A 23,075-nucleotide genomic window follows, 5' to 3' on the forward strand; every position below is an offset into this window, starting at 1 on the left:
ACTTCTTCGCACTTCCTGGAGTCCGGGACGAGAAGGACTACTACGCCCGCGGGCTGGTGGGGGGGGGGGGGGGGGGGGGGGGGGGGGGGGGGGGGCGGCGGGCGGGGGGGGGGGGGGTGTGGGGGGGGGGGGGGGGGGGGGGGGGGGCGCGGCCGCCCCCGCCGGCCCCCCCCCCCCCCCCCCCCCCCCCACGACCGGCACCCCCCTCACCCCCGCCACCCCCCTCACCCACGTCAAGACCCACGCCCCCGACCTCGCCACCGCCTACCAGGAAGCAGGAACGGCCCTCGGAAAGAGGGACCTCACCGGCACCCGCGCCAAGGTCTACCTCGTCCTCGACCGCTCCGCGTCCATGCGCGCGTACTACAAGGACGGCTCCGCCCAGGCCCTCGGCGAACAGGCCCTCGCCCTCGCCGCCCACCTCGACCCCGAGGCCAAGGTCCAGGTCGTCTTCTTCTCCACAGAACTGGACGGCACCGGCGAGCTCACCCTCCCCGAGCACGAGAACAAGATCGACGACCTCCACGCCGGCCTCGGCCGCATGGGCCGTACGAGCTACCACATCGCGGTGGAAGAAGTCGTCACGCACCACCAGAAGTCCGGCACCACGGACCCGGCCCTGGTGATCTTCCAGACGGACGGCGCCCCGGACGCCAAGACCCCCGCCACCCAGTCCCTCACGGACGCGGCGAAGGACCACCCCACGGTGTTCTTCTCGTTCGTCGCGTTCGGCGAGCACGACAACAAGGCCTTCGACTACCTCCGCAAGCTGAAGACCGACAACACGGCCTTCTTCCACGCGGGCCCGACCCCGCGCGAGCTGACCGACGCGGAGGTCTACGAGGGCGTGCTGGAGAACTGGCGCCCGTAGCACCCCGCAGGCCGGACAAGAACAACCGGAGGCCGCCCGTTTCCCACCCTTTGAAAAGGGAAACGGGCGGCCCACCCATGTCGGCTACGATTTCAAGGTTCGCAAGACGACCGACGGTACGACCAGCACCGACGATCGTCACCCCACGTAACGACACGTAACGACTTGGGAGCAGCCGCGATGGCTCGACACCTCATCACCAGCGCCCTTCCGTACATCAACGGGATCAAGCACCTGGGCAACATGGTGGGGTCCATGCTCCCGGCGGACGTGTACTCCCGCTACCTCCGCCAGCGCGGCCACGACGTCCTCTACATCTGCGCGACGGACGAGCACGGCACCCCGGCCGAGCTGGCGGCCAAGGAGCAGGGCCTCCCGGTCGACGAGTTCTGCGCACAGGCGCACGACGCGCAGAAGGCGGTGTACGACGGCTTCGAGCTGGCCTTCGACTACTTCGGCCGCAGCTCCAGCCCGCAGAACCGTGAGATCACCCAGCACTTCGCGCGCCGCCTGAACGAGAACGGCTTCATCGAGGAGCGCGCGATCCGCCAGGTGTACTCCCCGGCGGACGGCCGTTTCCTCCCGGACCGCTACGTGGAGGGCACCTGCCCCCACTGCGGCTACGACAAGGCCCGCGGCGACCAGTGCGAGAACTGCACCCGCGTCCTGGACCCGACCGACCTGATCAACCCGCGCAGCGCGATCTCCGGCTCGACGGACCTGGAGGTCCGCGAGACCAAGCACCTCTTCCTCCTCCAGTCGAAGCTCCAGAGCGAGGTCTCGGAGTGGGTGGCGCGCCACGAGCACGAGTGGCCGCAGCTCGCCTCCTCCATCGCCCGCAAGTGGCTGACGGAGGGCCTGCACGACCGCGCGATCACCCGTGACCTGGACTGGGGCGTCCCGGTCCCGGCCGACACCTGGCCGGAGCTGGCGGCGGAGGGCAAGGTCTTCTACGTCTGGTTCGACGCGCCGATCGAGTACATCGGTGCGACGAAGGAGTGGTCGGACCAGGACCCGGAGAACCGCGACTGGAAGTCCTGGTGGTACGAGGCGGACTCCGGCGAGAACCCGGTCCGCTACACGGAGTTCATGGCGAAGGACAACGTCCCCTTCCACACCGTCATGTTCCCGGCCACCGAGCTGGGCGTACGCGAGCCGTGGAAGAAGGTCGACTACGTCAAGGCCTTCAACTGGCTGACGTACTACGGCGGGAAGTTCTCCACGTCCCAGAAGCGCGGTGTCTTCACCGACCACGCGCTGGACATCCTGCCCGCGGACTACTGGCGCTACTTCCTGATCGCCAACGCCCCCGAGTCGGACGACTCGTCCTTCACCTGGGAGCACTTCACCGCCACGGTGAACAAGGACCTGGCCGACACCCTCGGCAACTTCGTCAACCGCGTCCTGTCCTTCTCCAAGAAGCGCTTCGGCGAGGAGGTCCCGGCGGGCACCGGGGCGGGCGAGGCGGAGGCGAAGCTCGGCGAGGAGATCGCGGGCCTGCTGGCCGAGTACGAGACCCAGATGGAGGCCCTCCAGTTCCGCAAGGCCGCGGCGGCGCTGCGCGCCCTGTGGTCGGCGGGCAACTCCTACCTGGAGGAGAAGGCCCCCTGGCTGGAGATCAAGACCGACCCCGAGGGCGCGGCCCTGACCCTGCGCACGGCGATGAACCTGATCCACCTCTACTCGGTGGTCTCGGAGCCCTTCATCCCCGCGTCCTCCCGCGCGATGCGCTCGGCGTTCGCGCTGACGGACGACACGGCGGCGTGGGTCTCGGCGGACGAGGCGAGGTCCCTGTCGGCCGTCCCCGCGGGCACCCCCTTCACGGTTCCCCCGGTCCTCTTCGCCAAGATCACGGACGAGGACCTGGAGTCGTACAAGGAGCGCTTCGGCGGCGCACCGGAGTAGTGACGGCGTAGAGCGGGGCCCGGCACCGAAGAGGTGCCGGGCCCCACCCTTTTCCCCGCCTCTTCCCCTCCCTTTCCCCGCCCTCAGCCCTCTTTGTCTCCCCCCTCCGTCTCACTCCTCGGCCGGAAACCGACCCCGCTGGTGACATGTTCTTGACCACCCGTATGGTTTCGCCATGGCAGTCCCTCCGGTCATCCCGATCGCCTACGAGCCGAAGTCCCGCACCGAGAGCATCGGTCGCTACGCGGACGGCCAGTTCCTGGCGTCGATCACCTACGCCTTCCCCGAGGGCTACCGTCCCGACGATGGCTGGGAACAGCACAAACGCCTCTACACGGTGCTGCACACCTTCGACGCCGAGGGCCGCTACCGCGACTCGGAGATCTGGTGCGCGGGCACCTGGGCCGAACAGCAACTGGCGCCGGACGGACCGGACTCGGTGCTCTCCCGGGCCAGGGCCCATCTGGCGAAACTCCTGCGGAGCCTGCCCCGCCGCTCCTACACGGACATCGCGATCCGTCCCTTCCAACGCACCGTGGACGGCGTGCTGTTCGGCCTGGTGATCAGGGAGGACGAGGAGGAGCTCTGGGCCGAGCTCTACCCGGACCGCCTCGCGTTCGCCGAGCCGTGGAACGGCCAGTACGACACCTGAGCCGCGCGGCGGCATCCGAGGACCTGGCGACCCGGGGCTTTCCGGCCCCGGGCGCCTTTGGCGTCCTCTACGAGGTCAGGACCGCACCGGTGGTGGTGGCCAGCTCCGTCGGCAGGTTCTTCGCGGAGGTCTGGAGACCGGCGGTCAGGGCCGGCGTCCAGTTCACCGTCGTCTTCAGCTTCTTCGAGTTCGCGGCGTTGTACGCGGCGACGAGGTCGGTCGAGGTGCCGTTGACGAGGTTGCCGCCGCCGGCGACCGAGCCGGTGCCGTCGCCGCTGAGCAGCTTGGAGATCTTCCCGCCCGTCGGGACCTTCCAGTAGTTGTCCTCGGCGACGACCTGGGCCTTGGCGCGGGAGTTGATGCTGTAGAGGGGCGCGTACCCGTTGACGGTCGTCGTGTCGAAGTAGTTGTTGTAGATGTGCACCTGCCCGATCCGGGTCAGGGGAGCCCGCTGCACGATCCCCTTCCACACGTTGTGGTGGATGGAGACGCGCAGCTTGCCGACGCTGTCGGTGTCGCTGCTGCCGATCAGCATGGTCTTGTCGTGGTTGGTGAACTGGTTGCGCTCGACGGTCACCAGGTCCGAGCCCTTGGTGATGTCGAGGTCACCGTCGTGGATCTGGTACTCGCGGCCGTAGTACTTCGGGTTGGCGCTGTCGAAGTGCGACGCGTCGGTGAAGGTGTTGTGGTCGGCCCACACGTGCGTCGCCCCGCGCAGGGTGACGGCGTCGTACGCGGAGTTCCAGTTGCCGCTGTCGCCGTCGGTCGGGTCCCACTGCGGGAAGCAGTCCTCGGTGGCGCTGAAGGTCAGGTTGCGGATGATGACGTTGTCGACGCCCTGCACCTGCAGACTGCCACCGGTGATCTCGGCCTTGGTGCCCGGCACACCCACGATGGTGGTGTTGGCGGGCACCTTGAAGACGATGTTCTTCGCCTGCTTCTGCTGCGCGGCGTCGCGGGCCTTCTCCTGCGTGCCGGAGGGCAGCTTGGAGGTGCCGTACGTGGCCGGGTCGTAGGCCTTCAGGTAGGCGGCCGACGAGTACCCCGTACCGGCGGAGTAGTCGGCGCAGGTCAGCTTCTTGCCCGAGTCGTCGGTGTTGGCGTCGATGACACCCTTGACCTGGATGATCTTGGGCGTGGAGTTGGAACTGCTGCCCAGCGCCTTCACGAGCTGGGCGCGGGTGCTGACGGTGTAGACGTGCGAGGAGTCGGCCTGCGAGCCGCCGGTCGTCCCGGACCCGGATGCCGCCCAGCCGTCCTTGGCGGGCAGCACCTGGTGCGCGAGGTCGACCGTACCCGCGTTCGCGTTCATCACGAACGCGACGCCGCCGAGGCCCGCGGCCGTGACGGCGGCGGCGGAGACGATGACGGCACGACGCTTACGGAGGGACCTGCGGTGCGAGGGGGATGCCACGGATGAGTCCTTACGTGGATGTGGAGCACGTGTGGTGGTGCGCGAAGCCCCGCTGAACGGTGCTTCTGACCCATCAGTGACCGCGGAGTCCGGAAAGGTTGCCGGCCTTTTCAACTCATCGAACGGGCCCCCGGAACATCATCGGCACCGGCAAGTACATCTGGTTCGCCGAAAACGAAGACGGTCAGGCTGAAGGCAACCAGAACTGGACCTCCGGCCGACCATCAGAAGCGCCCGCCGAAGTCCCCCAGGCCTCCGAACCCGCCGAATGCTCCAGGGCCGCCCATCGGGGCACCCCCGTGCGTCCACGGTGAACCGCCCCGGACGTCGTTCAGGAGACAGCCGGTGTCTGTATGGCGGAGGCGAGGAGCAACAGTTTGTCGGCGCTGTCGGTGCCGGGGTCCGGGTGGTAGACGACGAGCGTCTGGCCTGCCGTTCCGTCGATGCCCAGCCTCTCCCGGTTCAGCCGCAGGCCGCCGACCTGGGGGTGGTCGATGCGCTTGGGTGCGCCTTCGCACGCCTCCACGTCGTGGCGGGCCCAGAGCCGGCTGAAGCGGGGGCTGGCCAGGCAGAGTTCGCCGACGAGCTCGATGAATCGGGGATCGTCGGTGTCGGTGCCGACGGACTCGCGGAAGCCGGCGACCATACCCCCGGCCGCGCTCTCCCAGTCCGGGTGGAGCGCCTGCTCAGCGGGGTCGAGGAACAGGGTCCGCAGGCGGTTGGCTCCCGCCACGAGGCGCGGTGACAGAGCGGTCGCCAGGGCGTTGGCGGCGAGGACGTCGAAGTATCGGCCCTCGACCAGTGCGGGCAGCGGGAGCGTGGCGAGGAGCTTGGCGATGCCCGGAGGAACGGTCTCCTTCCGGCGTCGGTGCCGTCGGGGTCTGTCGGCGCCGAGGCGCAGCAGGTACGCCGTCGCGTCGTCGTCGAGCCGCAGCACACGGGCGAGGGACTCCAGGACCTGCACGGAGGGGTTGCGGTCGCGGCCCTGTTCCAGGCGCAGGTAGTAGTCGGCACTGATGCCGGCGAGCATCGCGACCTCTTCCCTGCGCAGACCCGGCACGCGCCGTACCCCCGAAACGGGGATACCGACCTGTTCGGGAGTGACGAGCTCACGGCGGGCGCGCACGTAATCGCCCAGCAGGTTCGGTTCGCCGGTCATCTCCCCACAGTAATTCGCGCCGTTGCGCGCGTGCCTGGTCCTGTCACCCCCAGGATCGCGGGGGCCCTGGCTCGGTCGGAGCCTGGGCGGCAGCCTTCAACACGATCCAGCCCGGCCAGACCGCCGCCGGCCACACCGGCGCCGGACTCACCGCCGGTATCGGCGACGCGCAAGGAGCGAAACCATGCCAACGTATCTGCTGGTACACGGCGCCTGGCACAGCGGAGAGTGCTGGGAGCGGGTGGTCCCGTCGCTGGCGTCGGCCGGACATCGGGTGGTCACGCCGTCGCTGACCGGCTACGGCGACAAGTCGCATCTGCTCACCCCCGAGGTAGGGCTCGACACGCACGTCGGCGACGTCGTCGGGCAGATCGTCGAGGAAGACCTCACCGAGGTGATCCTCGTGGGACACAGCTACGCCGGGCTGGTCATCTCGTCCGCGGCCAACCAGGTCCCGGACCGGATCGCGCGGTTGGTCTACCTCGACGCGATGGTCCCCGAGGACGGCGAGAGCGCCGCCGACGTCCTCCCCGTGACCCAGGCCCTGATCGACCTCGCCGTGAAATCCGACAGTGGCTGGCGGGTTCCGCCGCTGCCCGAAATGCCGCCGCCCTCGGGTCTGTTCGGGGTCACCGACCCGGCGGACGTCGCCTGGCTGCGCACGATGCTGTCCGATCAGCCGGTGCGCTGCCTCCAACAACCGGTCCGGCTGGACAACCCGGCCGTGGAGACGATCCCGCGGACGCACATCCACTGCACGGTGGGCAAGCCGGAAGGCTTCGAGAGGCGACCCGTCCCCGCGATACAGCCGAACGGCACCCCAGCACAGGTGTGGGAACTGGCGACCGGCCACGACTGCATGGTCACCATGCCGGTCGAGCTCGCCGACCTGCTGCTCAAGCTCGGCTGACCCTCTCATCACGCGCCAACGGCCCGAAGGGCCCGGGACCGGTGGAGTCCCGGGCCCTGGTCGAGCGAGCCGGTGGATCAGCTCGCCGAGGGCGACGCCGACGGGCTCGGCTGTGTGTCCGAGCTGTCGTGCGTCTCGTCCGGGGCCACGCCCATCGTCAGGTGGGCGCGGACTCCCTTCGCGATGTTCCTCTTGTGGTACTTGAGGTACAGGAGGCCGCCCGTGTGGCCGTTCTGGGGGTAGATCGTGTCCTCGGTGAGCGTGGTGCGCGTGGTGGTGTTGGTGGAGTACGGGGCGACCTCCGCCGACGCCAGCACCGACTTCTCGTCGAAGAAGAACTGGCCCGTGTGGCAGGTGTGCCCGCCCTCGTAGCCCGCGTCGGTCCAGGTGCCGTCCACGTGGACCTTCGTGTGGATATGCACGGCGCGGCCCCGGTACCAGCCCGGGAAGATCGTCTTGAAGGTGACATGTCCGTGCCGGTCCGTGCGCCAGGTGCCGCGCAGGAAGCGGTCGTCGTCGGTCGGCTCCTGGTGGCCCCCGCCACCACCGCCCGGGCCGCCGGTCGGCGGCTCACCGGTCGGGGTGCCGGAGGGCGGCGGGCCCGTCGGGGCCGGGCCGCCACCGCCGTTGCCGCTCGACTCGTAGCCCGAGTAGACGCCCGTCGCGCTGCAGTGCCAGATGTCCACGGCCGCGTTTCTGAGCGGCTTGCAGGTATCCGCGTCGATCACCTTGAGTTCGAGGGTGAGCGGGATGCCCTCCTGGTCCTCGGTGATGTCCCGGCGGATCTTGTCGGCGTCGATGTAGTACGGGCCCTCGACCAGCTCCGAGGTGAGCGCGTAGCACGCTTCCGCCGAAGCGGGCGTCCGCGGAGCGGTCTCCTGCGCCGAGGCGTTCACCGACAGCGCGCCGCCGACCCCCACCGCGGTCACTGCCACGCCACTCGCCATCAGGACCGTGCGGCGGGCCAACTTACCTTTGTTTTCGGGTACTTGAGCATCCGTCATGACCCGGGACGGTAGAGGTGAGAAGCCTGGGAGAATATTGGAATGCGCTGTGAAACGTGGTACGCAAGCGAAAGGGCTCGAAACCGGCGTCGGTTTCGAGCCCTTCGGCCTGACTGAGGCCGAACTGCCTACTTCGGCTGCGGCTTCCGCACCGACAGGTGCAGCTCACGCAGCCGCGTCTCGTCCAGCTCCGTCGGCGCGCCCATCATCAGGTCCTGCGCGTTGCCGTTGAGCGGGAACGCGATCGTCTCGCGAATGTTCGGCTCGTCCGCGAGGAGCATGACGATGCGGTCGACGCCCGGGGCGATACCGCCGTGCGGCGGGGCGCCGAAGCGGAAGGCGCGCAGCATGCCGGCGAACTGCTCCTCGACGGTGTCACGGTCGTAGCCCGCGATCTCGAAGGCCTTGAGCATGATCTCGGGCTCGTGGTTGCGGATCGCGCCGGAGGACAGCTCGACGCCGTTGCAGACGATGTCGTACTGCCAGCCCAGGATGTCCAGCGGGTCCTGTGACTCCAGGGCCTCCAGGCCGCCCTGAGGCATCGAGAACGGGTTGTGCGAGAAGTCGATCTTCCCGGTGTCCTCGTCCTTCTCGTACATCGGGAAGTCGACGATCCAGCAGAACCGGAAGACGTTCTCCTCGAAGTTGCCCGAGCGCTTCGCGGCCTCGACCCGCACCGCGCCCATGATCTTCGAGACCTCGTCGAACTCGCCCGCGCCGAAGAACACGGCGTGGCCGGGGGCCAGGGAGAGGCGCTTGGTCAGCTCGGCGACGTTGTCCTCGGTGAGGAACTTGGCGATCGGGCCCGTCAGCGAGCCGTCCTCACCCACCCGGACCCAGGCCAGGCCCTTCGCGCCCTGCTCGACCGCGTAGTCACCGAGGCCGTCGAAGAACTTCCGGGTCTGACCGGCGACGTCCGGCACCGGCAGGGCGCGTACGTGCTTGCCGGCGAAGGCCTTGAACTCCGAGCCCTCGAAGATGTCGGTGATGTCGACCAGCTCCAGCTGGGCGCGCAGGTCCGGCTTGTCGGAGCCGTACTTCAGCATCGCCTCGCGGAACGGGATGCGCGGGAAGGGGGAGGTGACATGACGGCCACCGCCGAACTCCTCGAACAGCTCCGTCATCAGCTTCTCGATGGGCTGGAAGACGTCCTCCTGCTCGACGAAGGACATCTCCACGTCGAGCTGGTAGAACTCGCCCGGCGAGCGGTCCGCGCGCGCGTCCTCGTCGCGGAAGCAGGGCGCGATCTGGAAGTAGCGGTCGAAGCCGGAGATCATCAGCAGCTGCTTGAACTGCTGCGGGGCCTGCGGCAGGGCGTAGAACTTGCCCGGGTTCAGGCGGGAAGGGACCACGAAGTCGCGCGCGCCCTCGGGGGAGGTGGCGCTGAGGATCGGAGTCGCCATCTCGTTGAAGCCCAGCGCCGTCATCTTGTGACGGATCGCGGAGATCACGGCCGTACGCAGCAGGATGTTGCGGTGCATGCGCTCGCGGCGCAGGTCGAGGAAGCGGTACTCCAGGCGCCGCTCCTCGTTGACGCCGTCCTCGGCGTTGATCGTGAACGGCAGCGGGGCGGCGGCGCCGAGCAGCTCGACCTCGCTCACCTCGACCTCGATCTCGCCGGTGGGCAGGTCCGGGTTGACGTTCTCCGCGCCACGCGAGACGACCTTGCCGTCGATGCGGACCGTCGACTCCTTGGAGACCTTGTCGAGGGCCTCGTAGGCGGGCGTGCCGGGGCGGGCGACGAGCTGCGTGATCCCGTAGTGATCGCGCAGATCGATGAAGAGGATGCCGCCCAGGTCTCGGCGATTGTGCAGCCAGCCGCTCAGCCGGACGTCGCTGCCGACGTCAGAGGCGCGGAGCTCGCCGCAGGTGTGGGACCTGTACCGATGCATCGTCGTTCATCCAGTCTTCGCGGATCGGGGTCTGTTTCACATGAGCTTGGGTCTGTTTCACGTGAAACTTCCGGGCCGACGCCCGGATCCCCCAAGGGTACCGGCCGCCCAAAGATCACCACCCCGAATACTCTCGGTGGCACCTTCCGATCACCTCTTCATACAGTGGGTCAATGCGCACTGGTGAGCCCCTGCCCGCCGTGGGGGACGTACTGGCCGCCCTTGCGACCGGCGTGTGGCGCTGGGACAACGCACACGGGCAGGTCACCGTCGACGCCGAGGCCGCCCGGCTCCTCGGGTTGCCCGCGGAAAGGGCGACCGTCACCGAGGCGGCCATGCGCTCCCGGTTCCACCCGGCCGACTGGAACGAGGTCGTCAGCGTCGTACAGCTCGCCATCGCCGAGGACACGCTCGCCGAGGTCCGGCTGCGGATCATGGACGAGCACGGGCGGGTGATCCGTACCGTGCGCAGCCGGTCCAAGCCGACCGTCGACCCCGAGAGCGGGGAGTTCCTGCTGTTCGGCACGCTCCAGGAGGTCACCGAGTCCTCGGGGGCCAGCGCCGCGCGCACCCCGCTCACCGGCGACTGGCGCCGCTCGCGCGAGGCGTTCCTGCTGGACGCCGGGCGGGCGCTGGCCGAGGCGCGGTCCACGGCCGAGGTACTGCGGGTCGCGGCGGGCCTGTCGATGCCGGGGTTCACACCGGACGGGCTGGCGGTGTTCGGCGTGGACGGGGACCGGCTCACCGTCATCGGCCATCACGGGCAGCAGCCGGGGGACGAGGGCCCCTTCACCCATATGTCCCTGGCCACCGACTACCCGGCCGCGGAGGTCGTCCGCACGGGCCGCGCCGTCTATCTCTCCTCCCCGGAGGACTACAAGGAGCGCTATCCGGTCTCCTGGCCGCTCGCCGAGCACTTCGGGCGAGAATCCTGGGCCTTTCTGCCGCTGACCGTGGCCGGGCGCACGATGGGTGCGTGGATGGCGGCCTTCACCTACCCCGTCAGCTTCACGCCCGACGAGCGCTCGGTGCTGACGACCGTGGCCCGGATGCTCGCGCAGGCCCTCTCCCGGGCCGTGGCCGCCGAGACGGAGCGGGAGCTCACCGACGGCCTGCAGCGCTCGATGATGCCCACCCTCGGCCCGCAGATGCCCGGCATGGGGGTCGCCGCACGCTATGTCCCCACCGGCGGCGGCCTCCAGGTCGGCGGCGACTGGTACGACGTGATCCCGCTGCCGACCGGCCGCTTCGCCCTGGTCATCGGTGACGTCCAGGGCCACGACGTGCGCGCCGCCGGGCTGATGGGCCAGCTCCGTATCGCCCTGCGCGCCTACGCCTCCGAGGGCCACCGGCCCGACGCGGTCCTCTCCCGGGCCTCGCGGTTCCTGTGCGGGATCACGGACTCGGTGACGTACGGCTCCACCGGCGAGAGCGGCGGCAACACCGCCGACCCGCGCTTCGCGACCTGCCTGTACGTCGAGGTGGACCCGGCGACCGGCATCCTGGACTTCGCCCGTGCGGGGCACCCGGACCCCGCGATACGCATGGCGGACGGGACGGTGCTGATACGGCCCACGGCGGGCGGACTGCCGCTCGGCATCGACCCGGACGCCGACTACCCCACGACCCGGCTCGCCCTGGAGCCCGGCGAGACGATGCTGATCTGCACCGACGGGCTGATCGAGACCGGCGGGCACGACCTCGACACCGGGTGGCGCCGTATCCGCCACATCCTGGAGTCCCACGACGGCGACATGGAGGAGCTCGCCGACGCGCTGGTCCAGGGCGTGCACGGGCCCTCCTCGCACCACACCCCCGGGCCGCTGGCCGACCGGCGCGAGGACGACATAGCGGTGGTACTGCTGAGCCGGCAGGGCAACGGGTACGGCGACACGGTCGAGGCCCCGCTCTCCCCCTCGGTGCGCCGCACCGCGCTGACCGTGGCGCAGGCCGAGCCCGAGCGGATCGCGGGCGCCCGCCAGCAGCTGCGCGAGATGCTGCACGACTGGGCCTCCGACGACCAGCGCGACTCGGCGGTCCTGCTCGTCTCCGAGATGCTGACCAACGTCCTCGTCCACACCGACGCCGACGCGCTGCTCGTCGCCGAGGTGACCGGCGGTACGGACGACCGCCGGATGCGGGTCGAGGTCACCGACGCCAGCGACGACCTGCCGCACCGCCGCCACCCCGGCGAACTGGCCTCCTCCGGACGCGGGCTGATGCTCGTGGAATTCCTCGCCGACTCCTGGGGCGTCGACCCTCGGGGTCAGGGCAAGAGCATCTGGTTCGAGTTCTACGAGGCGTCCGGTGGGGGCTCGGAGGCCGGTGGGGACGGGGCGGCCGACTCGTAGTGGGTCCGCAGCTCCGCGAGGACCCCGAAGCCGGCGGCCGTCAGCGGTACGGCGAGCAGCATGCCCAGGATGCCCGCGACGGACGCGCCCGCCGTGATCGCCAGCATCACCACCGCCGGATGCATCTGCACGGTCCGGCTCTGGATCATCGGCTGCAGCACATGCCCTTCTAGGACCTGCACGGCGAGCACGACCCCGAGTGCCCACAGCGCGATCACGAACCCCCGGTCGGCGAGCGCGACCAGCACGGCCACCGCGCCGGAGAGGAAGGCACCGAGGTAGGGGATGAACGCCCCCACGAAGACCAGCGCACCGAGCCCGACCGCGCCCGGGACACGCAGGATCAGCAGCCCGATCGTGATGCACAGGGCGTCGATGAGGGCGATCACCGTGGTCCCGCGCATGAAGCCCTGGACCGCGTCGAAGGCGCGGCGAGCCATGGCCTCCACCGTGTCCGCGGTGCCGCGGGGCGCCAGCGAGCGCAGCAGCCCTGCGGTGCGGTGGGAGTCGCGGAGGAAGAAGAAGACGAGCAGCAGGGCCAGTACGGCCATGGCGATGGACTCGCCCACCACGCTCACGCCACTGATGACGTTGGACGCGGCCGTCCCGCCGAACTTGGTCAGCAGGTCCTTGGCATTGGCGGCGAGGTCGTCGAGGGAGGTGCCCGCCGCGCCGAAGTGCTGGGCGACGGACCGCGCGGCCAGCTTGAGGGAGGCGATGATCTGGTCCCCGGTGTCGATGAGGGCGGCGACCACGATGTAGACGGCGCCGCCGACGACCACGACCACCGCGACACAGGTGAGCCCCGCGGCAAGCGACCGGTTGACCCCGACGCCCACCAGCCGCCGGTACATCGGCCCGAGCAGCGCGGTGCCGAGCAGTGCGAGCAGCACGGGCACGATCGCCGTACGGAACTCCCCGCACAGCCGGATCCCCACCCACACCACACCGGCGACGAGCAGGATCACGGCGCACCAGGCGGCCAGTCGCCGGGCGCCCTCGGGGAGTAGCTGCACGCTTCCACCCGACCACGCGCGGGCCGGGCCGTCCCGCCGGGACGGCCCGGCCGGGTGACACGGCGTCAGCGCGAGAGGCACCGTCCGACGGGCGGAAGGCCCCGTCCGGGGTACGGACGGGGCCTTCCGTGGTCGGGCGAGAAGCCCTGAAGCGGCCCGGGAGGGGATTACATCCCGCCCTCGGACATTCCGTGCACCGCCGGGACGGTGCCCAGGCGGCCCTTCTGGAAGTCCTCGAAGGCCTGCTGCAGCTCCTCGCGGGTGTTCATCACGAAGGGGCCGTAGTGGGCCATGGGCTCGCGGATCGGCTGTCCACCGAGGAGCACGACCTCGAGGTCCGGCGTGTTCGCGTCCTGCTTCTCGTCCGCGCGGACGGTCAGCGAGCCGCCCGCGCCGAAGACGGCGGTCTGGCCGGTGTGGACCGGCCGACGGCCCGTACCGACGCTGCCGCGTCCGGCGAGGACGTACGCGAGACCGTTGAAGTCCTCGCGCCACGGGAGGGTCATCTCGGCGCCGGGCGCCAGGGTCGCGTGGACCATGGTGATCGGCGTGTGCGTGATGCCGGGGCCCTGGTGGCCGTCGAGCTCACCGGCGATGACACGCAGCAGCGCGCCGCCGTCGGGGGTGCTCAGCAGCTGGACCGAGCCGCCGCGGATGTCCTGGTACCGGGGGGCCATCATCTTGTCCTTGGCCGGGAGGTTCACCCACAGCTGGAGGCCGTGGAAGAGGCCGCCGGACATGACGAGCGACTCCGGCGGGGCCTCGATGTGCAGGAGGCCGGCGCCCGCGGTCATCCACTGGGTGTCGCCGTTGGTGATGGTGCCGCCACCACCGTTGGAGTCCTGGTGGTCGAAGACGCCGTCGATGATGTAGGTCACGGTCTCGAAGCCGCGGTGGGGGTGCCAGGGGGTGCCCTTGGGCTCGCCCGGCGCGTACTCCACCTCGCCCATCTGGTCCATCATGATGAACGGGTCGAGGTGGCGGTAGTTGATCCCGGCGAACGCGCGGCGGACCGGGAAGCCCTCGCCCTCGAAGCCGCTGGGCGCGGTCGTCACGGTGAGCACGGGACGGTCCACGGCGCCGGCCGGCGCGACCACACGGGGAAGGGTCAGCGGGTTCTCGACGGTCACTGCAGGCATGTCGGTACCTCCTTGTGCTTCGAGTTTAGTTGATTGTTGAACTTTCTGCCACCCACAACGACGGACGCCCGGAGGGCATTCCCTCCGGGCGTCCGGACTGTCGTAGGGGGGTGAGCGCTACCCGTACATACGGCGCATGGCGAAGTCCACCATCTGCTCCACGGCCTTCGCGTCGAAGACCATACGGTGCTCCCCCTCCATGTCGAGGACGAAGCCGTAGCCGGTGGGGAGCAGGTCGATCACCTCGGCGCCGGTGATCACGAAGTACTTGGACTCCTTGCCGGCGTACCGGCGCAGTTCCTTGAGCGAGGTGAACATCGGGATGACCGGCTGCTGGGTGTTGTGCAGCGCCAGGAATCCGGGGTTGTCGCCGCGTGGGCAGTAGACCTTCGACGTCGCGAAGACCTGCTGGAAGTCCTCCGCGGACATCGATCCCGTGGTGAACGCCCGCACCGCGTCCGCCAGCGAGGGCGGGGACGGCTCGGGGTAGAGCGGCGGCTGCTGGCCGTAACCGCCGGGCATCTGCTGCTGCGGCGGGGCGTACTGCTGCTGGGCGCCCGCATTCTGGTCGTAGCCGTACATGCGTCAAAGAGTAGTCGGCCACATATGGGCCACCAGGGGTTGATTCTTATTACCGACGGGTAGCATCATCGTAGCTACTTGCCGGTACGTGTAACGAGGCTGCGAGTACCTCCGCCTCCCCAATCCCTTACGGAGCCGTCGCCATGGGGCACTACAAGTCGAATCTCCGCGACATCGAGTTCAACCTCTTCGAGGTGCTCGGGCGCGACAAGGTGTACGGCACCGGACCGTTCGCGGAGATGGACGTCGACACCGCCAAAAGCGTTCTCGAGGAGCTGACCCGTCTCTCGGAGAACGAGCTGGCGGAGTCCTTCGCGGACGCCGACCGCAACCCGCCGGTCTTCGACCCGGAGACCAACACGGCTCCCGTACCGGCATCGTTCAAGAAGTCGTACGAGGCCTTCATGGACTCCGAGTACTGGCGCCTGGGCCTGCCCGAGGAGCTCGGCGGCACCACCTCGCCCCGCTCCCTGATCTGGGCGTACGCGGAGCTGGTGCTCGGCGCCAACCCGGCGGTCTGGATGTACTCCTCCGGCCCCGCCTTCGCGGGCATCCTCTTCGAGGAGGGCACCGAGGTCCAGAAGCACATAGCGAAGATCGCCGTCGAGAAGCAGTGGGGCTCCACCATGGTGCTCACCGAGCCGGACGCCGGCTCGGACGTGGGCGCGGGCCGCACCAAGGCGGTCCAGCAGGAGGACGGCTCCTGGCACATCGAGGGCGTGAAGCGCTTCATCACGTCCGGTGAGCACGACATGTCGGAGAACATCCTCCACTACGTGCTCGCCCGTCCCGAGGGCGCCGGCCCCGGCACCAAGGGCCTGTCCCTCTTCCTCGTCCCGAAGTACGAGTTCGACTTCGAGACCGGCGAGCTGGGCGAGCGCAACGGCGCGTACGCGACGAACGTCGAGCACAAGATGGGCCTCAAGGCGTCCAACACGTGCGAGATGACCTTCGGCGACCGCCACCCCGCCAAGGGCTGGCTGATCGGCGACAAGCACGACGGCATCCGCCAGATGTTCCGGATCATCGAGTTCGCCCGCATGATGGTCGGCACGAAGGCGATCTCCACGCTCTCGACCGGCTACCTGAACGCGCTGGAGTACGCCAAGGAGCGCGTCCAGGGTCCCGACCTCGCGAACTTCATGGACAAGACCGCGCCCAAGGTCACCATCACGCACCACCCCGATGTGCGCCGCTCGCTGATGACACAGAAGGCGTACGCCGAGGGCATGCGCGCCCTGGTGCTGCACACGGCCGCGATCCAGGACGAGATCCAGGTCAAGGAGGCCGCCGGCGAGGACACCGCCGCCCTGGAGGCCCTCAACGACCTGCTCCTGCCGATCGTGAAGGGCTACGGCTCCGAGAAGGGCTACGAGCAGCTCGCCCAGTCGCTGCAGACCTTCGGCGGCTCCGGCTTCCTGCAGGAGTACCCGATCGAGCAGTACATCCGCGACGCCAAGATCGACACCCTGTACGAGGGCACGACCGCGATCCAGGGCCAGGACTTCTTCTTCCGGAAGATCGTCCGCAACCAGGGCGCGGCGCTGAACTCCCTCGCCGAGGACATCAAGAAGTTCCTGGCGCTCGGCACGGGCGGCGAGGACCTGTCCGCGGCCCGCGAACAGCTCGCCAAGGCGGCCGTCGAGCTGGAGGCCATCGTCGGCCTCATGCTCACGGACCTGGCGGCCACCGAGCAGGACGTCAAGAACATCTACAAGGTCGGCCTCAACACCACCCGCCTGCTGCTGGCCTCCGGCGACGTGGTCGTCGGCTACCTGCTGCTGCGCGGTGCCGCCGTGGCCGCCGAGAAGCTGGAGACGGCCTCGGCGAAGGACAGGCCCTTCTACACCGGCAAGATCGCCGCGGCGAAGTTCTTCGCGGCCAACGTCCTGCCCGGCGTCACCGGCGCCCGCAAGCTCGCCGAGGGCGTGGACCTGGACCTGATGGAGCTGGACGAGGCGTCGTTCTGATCCTCGCGGCCTGAGGGCATCGCCGTCGGCGGCCCGTTCCCGGAGCGAATCTCCGGGGACGGGCCGCCGTCGTATGCGGCCACAGGAGGCTCGCGGCAGCCCGCACCGGGCCCGGAGACCAACCGGAACCTGCCCCTCCAGTCAGATGTCCGTCCTTCACACCCCTCTTACGAAGGGCCGTCCGCATCACCGGGAGCGGGCCCTCGGGCGTCGTTAAGGTGAACCCATGAGCACAAGCCCCCGCTTCGACCGCGGCCACACCGACGACCTCATGACCTTTCTCGCGGCGAGCCCGACGCCGTACCACGCCGTGGCGAACGCCGCCGAGCGGCTGGAGAAGGCCGGATTCCGTCAGGTCGCCGAGACCGATGCCTGGGAGGGGACGAGTGGCGGCAAGTACGTGCTGCGCGGCGGCGCGATCGTCGCCTGGTACGTGCCCGAGGGTGCCGAGCCGCACACCCCTTTCCGGATCGTGGGCGCGCACACCGACTCCCCCAATCTGCGGGTGAAGCCACAGCCGGACAGCGGGGCGCACGGCTGGCGCCAGGTCGCCGTGGAGATCTACGGCGGCCCGCTGCTGAACTCCTGGCTGGACCGGGACCTGGGCCTGGCGGGACGGCTGACGCTGAAGGACGGCTCCTCGCGTCTGGTGAACATCGACCGACCCCTGCTGCGCGTGCCCCAGCTCGCCGTGCACCTCGACCGTTCCGTCTCCACCGACGGCCTCAAGCTCGACAAGCAGCGCCATCTGCAGCCCGTCTGGGGTCTGGGTGACCCCGGCGAGGGTGATCTGATCGCCTTCCTGGAGGAGGAGTCGGGGCTGCCGGCGGGCGAGGTCACCGGCTGGGACCTGATGACCCACTCCGTCGAGCGGCCCTCGTACCTGGGCCGCGACAAGGAGCTGATGGCCGGACCGCGCATGGACAACCTGCTGTCCGTGCACGCCGGTACGGCGGCGCTGATCGCGGCGGCGACGGGCGAGGGCTCTCCTTCCGGCTCCCCCTCCGGTTCAGGTTCCGGTTCGGTTTCGGGTTCTGGCTCGGGGCTTTCGTACATCCCCGTCCTCGCGGCCTTCGACCACGAGGAGAGCGGCTCACAGAGCGACACCGGCGCCGACGGTCCGCTGCTCGGCGGCGTGCTGGAACGCTCGGTGTTCGCGCGCGGCGGCTCGTACGAGGACCGGGCGCGCGCCTTCGCGGGCACGATCTGTCTCTCCTCCGACACCGGCCACGCCGTCCACCCCAACTACGCGGAGCGGCACGACCCGACGCACCACCCGCGCGCGGGCGGCGGCCCCATCCTCAAGGTGAACGTCAACAACCGCTACGCCACGGACGGTTCGGGCCGCGCGGTCTTCGCCGCCGCCTGCGCGAAGGCCGGCGTGCCCTTCCAGTCCTTCGTCTCCAACAACTCGATGCCCTGCGGCACCACCATCGGCCCGATCACCGCGGCCCGCCACGGCATCAGGACCGTCGACATCGGCGTGGCCATCCTCTCGATGCACAGCGCCCGCGAACTCTGCGGCGCTGATGACCCGTTCCTGCTGGCCAACGCGCTGGTGGCATTCCTGGAGGGATAGTTCCGCATGCCCGGCGCGCCGCCGGGTACCCGGACCGGGCCTGAGAGAAGCCGAGTTGGTTACAAGGAGGCGACACCCATGAGTCTGGGCGGATGCATCATCCTGATCGCAGCGGGGGCGGTCCTCACATTCGCGACCGACTGGCACATGAAGGGGGTCAACCTCGACCTGGTCGGCATCATCTTCATGATCGTCGGGCTGATCGGCGTGGTGACGTTCAGCAGCATCGCCAGGAGGCGCCGGGTGGTCATGCCGCCCAGCACCCCGGTGATCGAGGAGGAGCGGCACGGGGGCGGCTACGGCGTGTAGGCGTACGTCTGAAACAGTCGTCGCCCGCAGGCCCGGTTACAGCTGTGGATGTACGGGTCAGTCGGCCATGCCCGCCAGCACCAGCGGCAGCCGGTCCGCGCCGCCCTCGGTGAGGCGGACCGGTACTCCCCAGTCCTGCTGGTGGACATGGCAGGCCGGGTACTCGTTCGCCGGGTCGTCGTCGCAGGACGCGGCCATCGCGGAGACATGCAGGACGCCCTCCGCGACGGCCGGGTTCAGCTCCAGGGCGCGGGAGAGATCCGTGCCCGCGCCCGCGCCGCCGAGCAGCAGCTCGGGCGGGGTCGAGGAGACCAGGAGTCTGGTGGACGGGCCGATGGGGCTCCCCCCTGCTCGAGCGGAGTCGAGAGCTTGGGGGAGGGTGTCGAGCTTCTGGCCGGCCGGCGCCTGGAAGATCACGTCCAAGCGGAGCCCGCCCGGCGTGACTTCGGTGGCGGCGCGCTGGGTGCGGTGGGCGACCGACTCCACCCGCACGGCTTCCTCGGGGAGCCGCAGCCGGGTCAGCCGGTGCCGCGCCGACTCCACGACCACGATGTCGTCCCCGACGAGAACCGCGTCGCTGGGCTCCCTCAAGTCGGTCGCCAGCGTGGTCACTTCCCCCGTCGCGGGGTCGTAGCGGCGCAGTGCGTGGTTGTACGTGTCGCTGACCGCGACCGAGCCGTCGGGGAGGGCCGTGACGCCCAACGGGTGCTGGAACAGAGCCTGGTCAGCGGCCCCGTCCCGGTGCCCGAAGTCGAACAGACCGGTGCCGACGGCGGTGTGCACGGCCCCGTCGAGGTCCACCCAGCGCAGGGCGCTCGTCTCGGAGTCGGCGAGCCAGAGCCGGTCGGCGGTGGCGGCGAGCCCGGACGGCTGCGCGAACCAGGCCTCGGCCCCCGGCCCGTCCACGAGCCCCTCGTTCGTCGTACCGGCGGCGACCCCGACGGTGCCGCCCTCCGGGTCGTACGCCCACAGCTGGTGCACCCCGGCCATGGCGATCCAGACCTTCCCGCCGAACAGCGCCACGTCCCACGGCGAGGACAGGTCCACCTCGCGCGCCGGGCCGGACGTCGGCGAGCCCTGCCACCACTGGCGGCCCGTCCCCGCGAGGGTGCTGACCTCGCCGGACGCGAGGTCGAGACGGCGCAGCGCGTGGTTCACGGTGTCCGCGACGACGACCGAGCCGTCGTCGAGCAGCGCCAGCCCCTGCGGCTCGCTGAACCCGGCCTCCTCGGCCGACCCGTCCACGAACCCCCGCACCCCGGAGCCGATCCGCCGTACGACGCTCTCCCCGTCGCCCTCCAGCTCGACGAGCTGGTGCCGGGTCGTGTCGCTGACCAGGAGGTTCCCGCTCGGCAGGGCGAGGGCCTTGCCGGGGAAGCGGAGCGCCGTGGGCTCGGGCTCGGGCGCCACGTACGGCCCATCGCCGCGGCGCAGCGTCCCCTTGGCCGCGTGCTCGGCCTCCAGCTCCTCCACCAGGCAGGCGATCGCGTGCGCGTGCCCCTCACCGGCGTGCTGTGCGACCACGTACCCCTCGGGGTCGATCACGACGAGCGTCGGCCAGGCGCGCACGGCGTACTGCTTCCAGGTCGCGAGTTCGGGATCGTCGAGCACCGGGTGCTCGACCCCGTACCGCTCCACCGCGTCCACGACCGCCTGGTGCTCGGCCTCGTGCACGAACTTCGGCGAGTGCACGCCGATGATCACCACCGTGTCCCGGTGCTTCTCCTCCAGCTCCCGCAGCTCGTCCAGTACATGCAGGCAGTTCACACAACAAAATGTCCAAAAATCAACAATTACGATGCGGCCTCGGAGTTCGGTGAGGCCGAGCTGTCCACCGACTGTGTTGATCCAGCCACCCTTACCTGTCAGTTCGGGGGCCCGGACGCGTGCTCGCTTTGCCATGGCTCAAGCCAACCACACAGGTGTGACCCGGTCGCCGCGTGATGGTCTTGCAGTTCCCGGGAACCGGTACCCGTATGAGATTCCTCGTACGCGACCGGCTCCTCGGCTTCGGTGACGACTACTGGATCGAGGACGACCACGGCAACAAGGTGTTCCTCGTCGACGGCAAGGCGATGCGACTGCGGGACACCTTCGAGCTGAAGGACACCCGCGGGCGTGTCCTCATCGACATCCACCAGAAGATGTTCGCCCTGCGGGACACGATGGTGATCGGGCGGGACGGGGAACCGCTGGCGACGATCAGACGCAAGCGGCTGTCCCTGCTCCGCAACCACTACCGGGTGTCCCTGGTGGACGGTACGGAACTCGACGTCAGCGGCAAGATCCTCGACCGCGAGTTCGCCGTCGAGTACGAGGGTGAACTGCTGGCGGTGATCTCGCGCCGCCTGCTGCATGTACGGGAGACGTACGGCGTCGACGTCGTCCGCGAGGACGCGGACCCCGCGCTGCTGATCGCGGTGTCCGTGTGCGTGATCCACCTGGCGGAGAAGGAGCGGGGCGAGGACTGACTCAGCGGCGCGGTGCCGCCAGTCCCAGCATCCGGTCCTTCAGCGCCGGGAACTGCTCCCGCGTGGTCGCGACCTTCCCGGGGTCGAAGTCCACCGTGAGCACCTGCTCCCCTGCCCCGGCCTCCGCCAGGACCTCCCCCCACGGATCGACCACGATCGAGTGACCGGCCTGGGGAACGCCCGCGTGCGTGCCGGCCGTTCCACAGGCAAGAACGAACGCCTGGTTCTCGACCGCGCGGGCCTGGGCGAGCAGCGTCCAGTGGGCGCGGCGCCGCTCGGGCCAGCCGGCCGACAGGACGAGGGTCTCGGCGCCGGCGTCGACGAGCCCGCGGAAGAGCTCGGGGAAGCGGAGGTCGTAGCAGGTGGCGATGCCGAGGGTGGTCTCCGGCAGACGGACCGTCACCAGTTCGCCGCCCGCGCCCATCAGTACGGCCTCCCCCTTGTCGAAGCCGAAGCGGTGGATCTTGCGGTAGGCGGCGGCCAGGTCGCCGGAGGGGGTGAAGACGAGGGAGGTGTTGTAGAGCGTGCCGTCGGCGTCCCGCTCGGGGATCGACCCGGCGTGCAGCCAGGTGCCCGCGTCGCTCGCCGCCTTCGCCATGACCTCGAACGTCGGGCCTTCGAGGGACTCCGCCTCCGTGCCGAACGAGTCGTAGGCGAACGCCCCGGTGGTCCACAGTTCCGGCAGCACGACCAGGTCGACTCCGGCTTGTTCTCGTACCAGAGCCGCCACACGCCGCCGACGCGAATCAACCGATTCGCCGTCGTTTACGTCGATCTGGAGGAGAGAGGCGCGCACACTACCACCGTCCTGGCATTCGAGCCGTCCATACAGGCCTACGATCGTCACACGAAAGCACTGCCGGGGTGCCTCACAGCAGCGTAACTTAGCGTCCCAAGACACCCGCTGCCTGTGCACTGCCCGCGTCCAACCGCCCGAGGGGTCCCGTTCCGTGAGTCTGCATCCCAGCCTTCAGTCCTACGCCGACGCCTGGACCCACTCGGTCGATGCGATATCCGAGTTGGTGTCGCCGCTGGTGGAAGGTGAATGGAACCGGCGCACGCCCTGCCCCGGCTGGTCGGTGCGGGATCTCGTCTCGCATGTCATCGGGCTCGACTGCGAGATGCTGGGCGATCCGCGGCCGATCCACACGCTCCCCCGCGACCTGTTCCACGTGACGAACGAGCACCAGCGGTACATGGAGATGCAGGTCGACGTGCGCCGCCACCACACGGCGCCGGAGATGACCTCCGAGCTGGAGTACACGATCATCCGCCGCAACCGTCAGCTGCGGAACGAGTCGCGGCAGCCGGACGCCAAGGTGCGCGGGCCGCTCGGGACCGAGATCACCCTCGAACAGGCGATGCGCAGGCGTGCGTTCGATGTGTGGGTGCACGAACAGGACCTGCGGGTGGCCCTCGGCGTGCCCGGCAACCTCGACTCTCCCGGCGCGCACATCGTCCGTGACGAGCTCCTCGGGGCGCTGCCGAAGGTCGTCGCCAAGGACGCGGGAGCGCCCGCGAACTCGGCGGTCGTCTTCGACATCCACGGGCCGCTGGAGTTCCTGCGGACGGTGCGGGTCGATGCGGACGGACGCGGCTCGATAGACGGCGCCCCCTCTCTCGGCCCGGCCGCCACCCTCACCCTCGACTGGGAGACGTACTTCCGCCTCGCCTGCGGCCGTGTCACGGCCGAGGCCGTCTCCGACCGCATCAAGACGGAGGGCGACCCGGAGCTGACCACAGCCATCCTGAGGAACTTCGCCATCACGCCGTAGCGCGGGGTTCTTCGACTGCGGGCGAATGGGAGCCTGCGGGTGGACGAGGGCTGCGGGTGGACGAGGGCTGCGGGTG

19 protein-coding genes are annotated in these 23,075 nt (G+C 69.7%); 10 read left to right on the forward strand and 9 right to left on the reverse strand.

Features of this window, described 5'->3' with window-relative positions; genetic code table 11:
- The 3 genes from ACIQTP_RS43805 to ACIQTP_RS43815 all read left to right on the forward strand — a co-directional run.
- Positions 1-871: VWA domain-containing protein (locus ACIQTP_RS43805; protein ID WP_403411024.1), on the forward strand; the 871-nt coding region annotated here is incomplete at its 5' end.
- A gap of 180 nt (positions 872-1,051) precedes the next feature.
- Entirely contained in the window at positions 1,052-2,776 is a 1,725-nt protein-coding gene (gene metG / locus ACIQTP_RS43810) for a methionine--tRNA ligase (protein WP_403411027.1), read from the forward strand.
- A 175-nt stretch (positions 2,777-2,951) separates the two neighbouring features.
- Entirely contained in the window at positions 2,952-3,428 is a 477-nt protein-coding gene (locus tag ACIQTP_RS43815) for a hypothetical protein (protein WP_403411029.1), read from the forward strand.
- A 67-nt stretch (positions 3,429-3,495) separates the two neighbouring features.
- On the opposite strand, the gene ACIQTP_RS43820 is transcribed toward ACIQTP_RS43815, so the two are convergent.
- Both ACIQTP_RS43820 and ACIQTP_RS43825 read right to left on the reverse strand, forming a co-directional pair.
- Positions 3,496-4,842, reverse strand: coding sequence for a polysaccharide lyase family 1 protein (locus ACIQTP_RS43820; protein WP_403411032.1), 1,347 nt, complete (start codon positions 4,840-4,842; stop codon positions 3,496-3,498).
- Between the two features lie 331 nt (positions 4,843-5,173).
- Entirely contained in the window at positions 5,174-6,001 is an 828-nt protein-coding gene (locus tag ACIQTP_RS43825) for a helix-turn-helix domain-containing protein (RefSeq protein ID WP_403411035.1), read from the reverse strand.
- Between the two features lie 184 nt (positions 6,002-6,185).
- Between ACIQTP_RS43825 and ACIQTP_RS43830 the strand changes: the two genes are divergently transcribed.
- Positions 6,186-6,911 carry an alpha/beta fold hydrolase gene (locus tag ACIQTP_RS43830; RefSeq protein WP_403411038.1) on the forward strand — a complete coding sequence of 242 codons (726 nt, stop codon included), beginning with the start codon at positions 6,186-6,188 and terminating at the stop codon, positions 6,909-6,911.
- A 77-nt stretch (positions 6,912-6,988) separates the two neighbouring features.
- Here ACIQTP_RS43830 and ACIQTP_RS43835 read toward each other — a convergent pair whose 3' ends face one another.
- Together ACIQTP_RS43835 and aspS are read right to left on the reverse strand one after the other, a co-directional pair.
- Positions 6,989-7,915 carry an intradiol ring-cleavage dioxygenase gene (locus ACIQTP_RS43835; protein ID WP_403411041.1) on the reverse strand — a complete coding sequence of 309 codons (927 nt, stop codon included), beginning with the start codon at positions 7,913-7,915 and terminating at the stop codon, positions 6,989-6,991.
- Positions 7,916-8,043: 128 nt separating this feature from the next.
- Entirely contained in the window at positions 8,044-9,807 is a 1,764-nt protein-coding gene (gene aspS / locus ACIQTP_RS43840; RefSeq protein ID WP_402039028.1) for an aspartate--tRNA ligase, read from the reverse strand.
- A 173-nt stretch (positions 9,808-9,980) separates the two neighbouring features.
- On the opposite strand from aspS, the gene ACIQTP_RS43845 reads away from it, so the two are divergent.
- Entirely contained in the window at positions 9,981-12,158 is a 2,178-nt protein-coding gene (locus ACIQTP_RS43845) for a SpoIIE family protein phosphatase (protein WP_403411044.1), read from the forward strand.
- Here ACIQTP_RS43845 and ACIQTP_RS43850 read toward each other — a convergent pair.
- From ACIQTP_RS43850 to ACIQTP_RS43860, 3 genes are all read right to left on the reverse strand, one after another.
- On the reverse strand, positions 12,101-13,174 hold the full coding sequence (locus ACIQTP_RS43850; RefSeq protein WP_403411047.1) for an AI-2E family transporter: 1,074 nt from the start codon (positions 13,172-13,174) through the stop codon (positions 12,101-12,103). The two genes, ACIQTP_RS43845 and ACIQTP_RS43850, sit on opposite strands and share 58 nt — an antisense overlap.
- 167 nt (positions 13,175-13,341) lie before the next feature.
- Entirely contained in the window at positions 13,342-14,313 is a 972-nt protein-coding gene (locus ACIQTP_RS43855; protein WP_403411050.1) for a pirin family protein, read from the reverse strand.
- A 117-nt stretch (positions 14,314-14,430) separates the two neighbouring features.
- Positions 14,431-14,895 carry an SseB family protein gene (locus ACIQTP_RS43860; protein WP_054234175.1) on the reverse strand — a complete coding sequence of 155 codons (465 nt, stop codon included), beginning with the start codon at positions 14,893-14,895 and terminating at the stop codon, positions 14,431-14,433.
- A 143-nt stretch (positions 14,896-15,038) separates the two neighbouring features.
- Between ACIQTP_RS43860 and ACIQTP_RS43865 the strand changes: the two genes are divergently transcribed.
- The 3 genes from ACIQTP_RS43865 to ACIQTP_RS43875 all read left to right on the forward strand — a co-directional run bounded on the left by ACIQTP_RS43865 (position 15,039) and on the right by ACIQTP_RS43875 (position 18,753).
- Entirely contained in the window at positions 15,039-16,865 is a 1,827-nt protein-coding gene (locus ACIQTP_RS43865) for an acyl-CoA dehydrogenase (RefSeq protein WP_403411052.1), read from the forward strand.
- Positions 16,866-17,091: 226 nt separating this feature from the next.
- Complete coding sequence (locus tag ACIQTP_RS43870) at positions 17,092-18,444, forward strand: M18 family aminopeptidase (protein ID WP_403411055.1); 1,353 nt, start codon at positions 17,092-17,094, stop codon at positions 18,442-18,444.
- Positions 18,445-18,522: 78 nt separating this feature from the next.
- The gene (locus tag ACIQTP_RS43875; RefSeq protein WP_403411058.1) at positions 18,523-18,753 is read left to right on the forward strand and encodes a hypothetical protein; all 231 of its coding nucleotides are present in this window, start codon (positions 18,523-18,525) and stop codon (positions 18,751-18,753) included.
- Positions 18,754-18,810: 57 nt separating this feature from the next.
- Here ACIQTP_RS43875 and ACIQTP_RS43880 read toward each other — a convergent pair whose 3' ends face one another.
- Positions 18,811-20,655 (reverse strand): NHL domain-containing thioredoxin family protein, encoded by a 1,845-nt coding sequence (locus ACIQTP_RS43880; RefSeq protein ID WP_403411061.1) that lies wholly within the window; start codon positions 20,653-20,655, stop codon positions 18,811-18,813.
- A 74-nt stretch (positions 20,656-20,729) separates the two neighbouring features.
- On the opposite strand from ACIQTP_RS43880, the gene ACIQTP_RS43885 reads away from it, so the two are divergent.
- Positions 20,730-21,224, forward strand: a complete 495-nt coding sequence (locus ACIQTP_RS43885; RefSeq protein WP_403411064.1) for an LURP-one-related/scramblase family protein — start codon at positions 20,730-20,732, stop codon at positions 21,222-21,224.
- 1 nt (position 21,225) lies between these two features.
- Here the strand turns inward: ACIQTP_RS43885 and ACIQTP_RS43890 are convergent, their stop codons facing one another.
- Positions 21,226-22,020, reverse strand: coding sequence for a carbon-nitrogen family hydrolase (locus ACIQTP_RS43890; RefSeq protein ID WP_403411067.1), 795 nt, complete (start codon positions 22,018-22,020; stop codon positions 21,226-21,228).
- 154 nt (positions 22,021-22,174) lie between these two features.
- Here ACIQTP_RS43890 and ACIQTP_RS43895 point away from each other — a divergent pair, with 154 nt between their 5' ends.
- On the forward strand, positions 22,175-22,999 hold the full coding sequence (locus ACIQTP_RS43895) for a maleylpyruvate isomerase family mycothiol-dependent enzyme (protein WP_403411070.1): 825 nt from the start codon (positions 22,175-22,177) through the stop codon (positions 22,997-22,999).
- Positions 23,000-23,075: the final 76 nt, after the last annotated feature.

It is taken from the genome of Streptomyces sp. NPDC090798 (genome assembly GCF_044768965.1).
Taxonomy (GTDB): domain Bacteria; phylum Actinomycetota; class Actinomycetes; order Streptomycetales; family Streptomycetaceae; genus Streptomyces.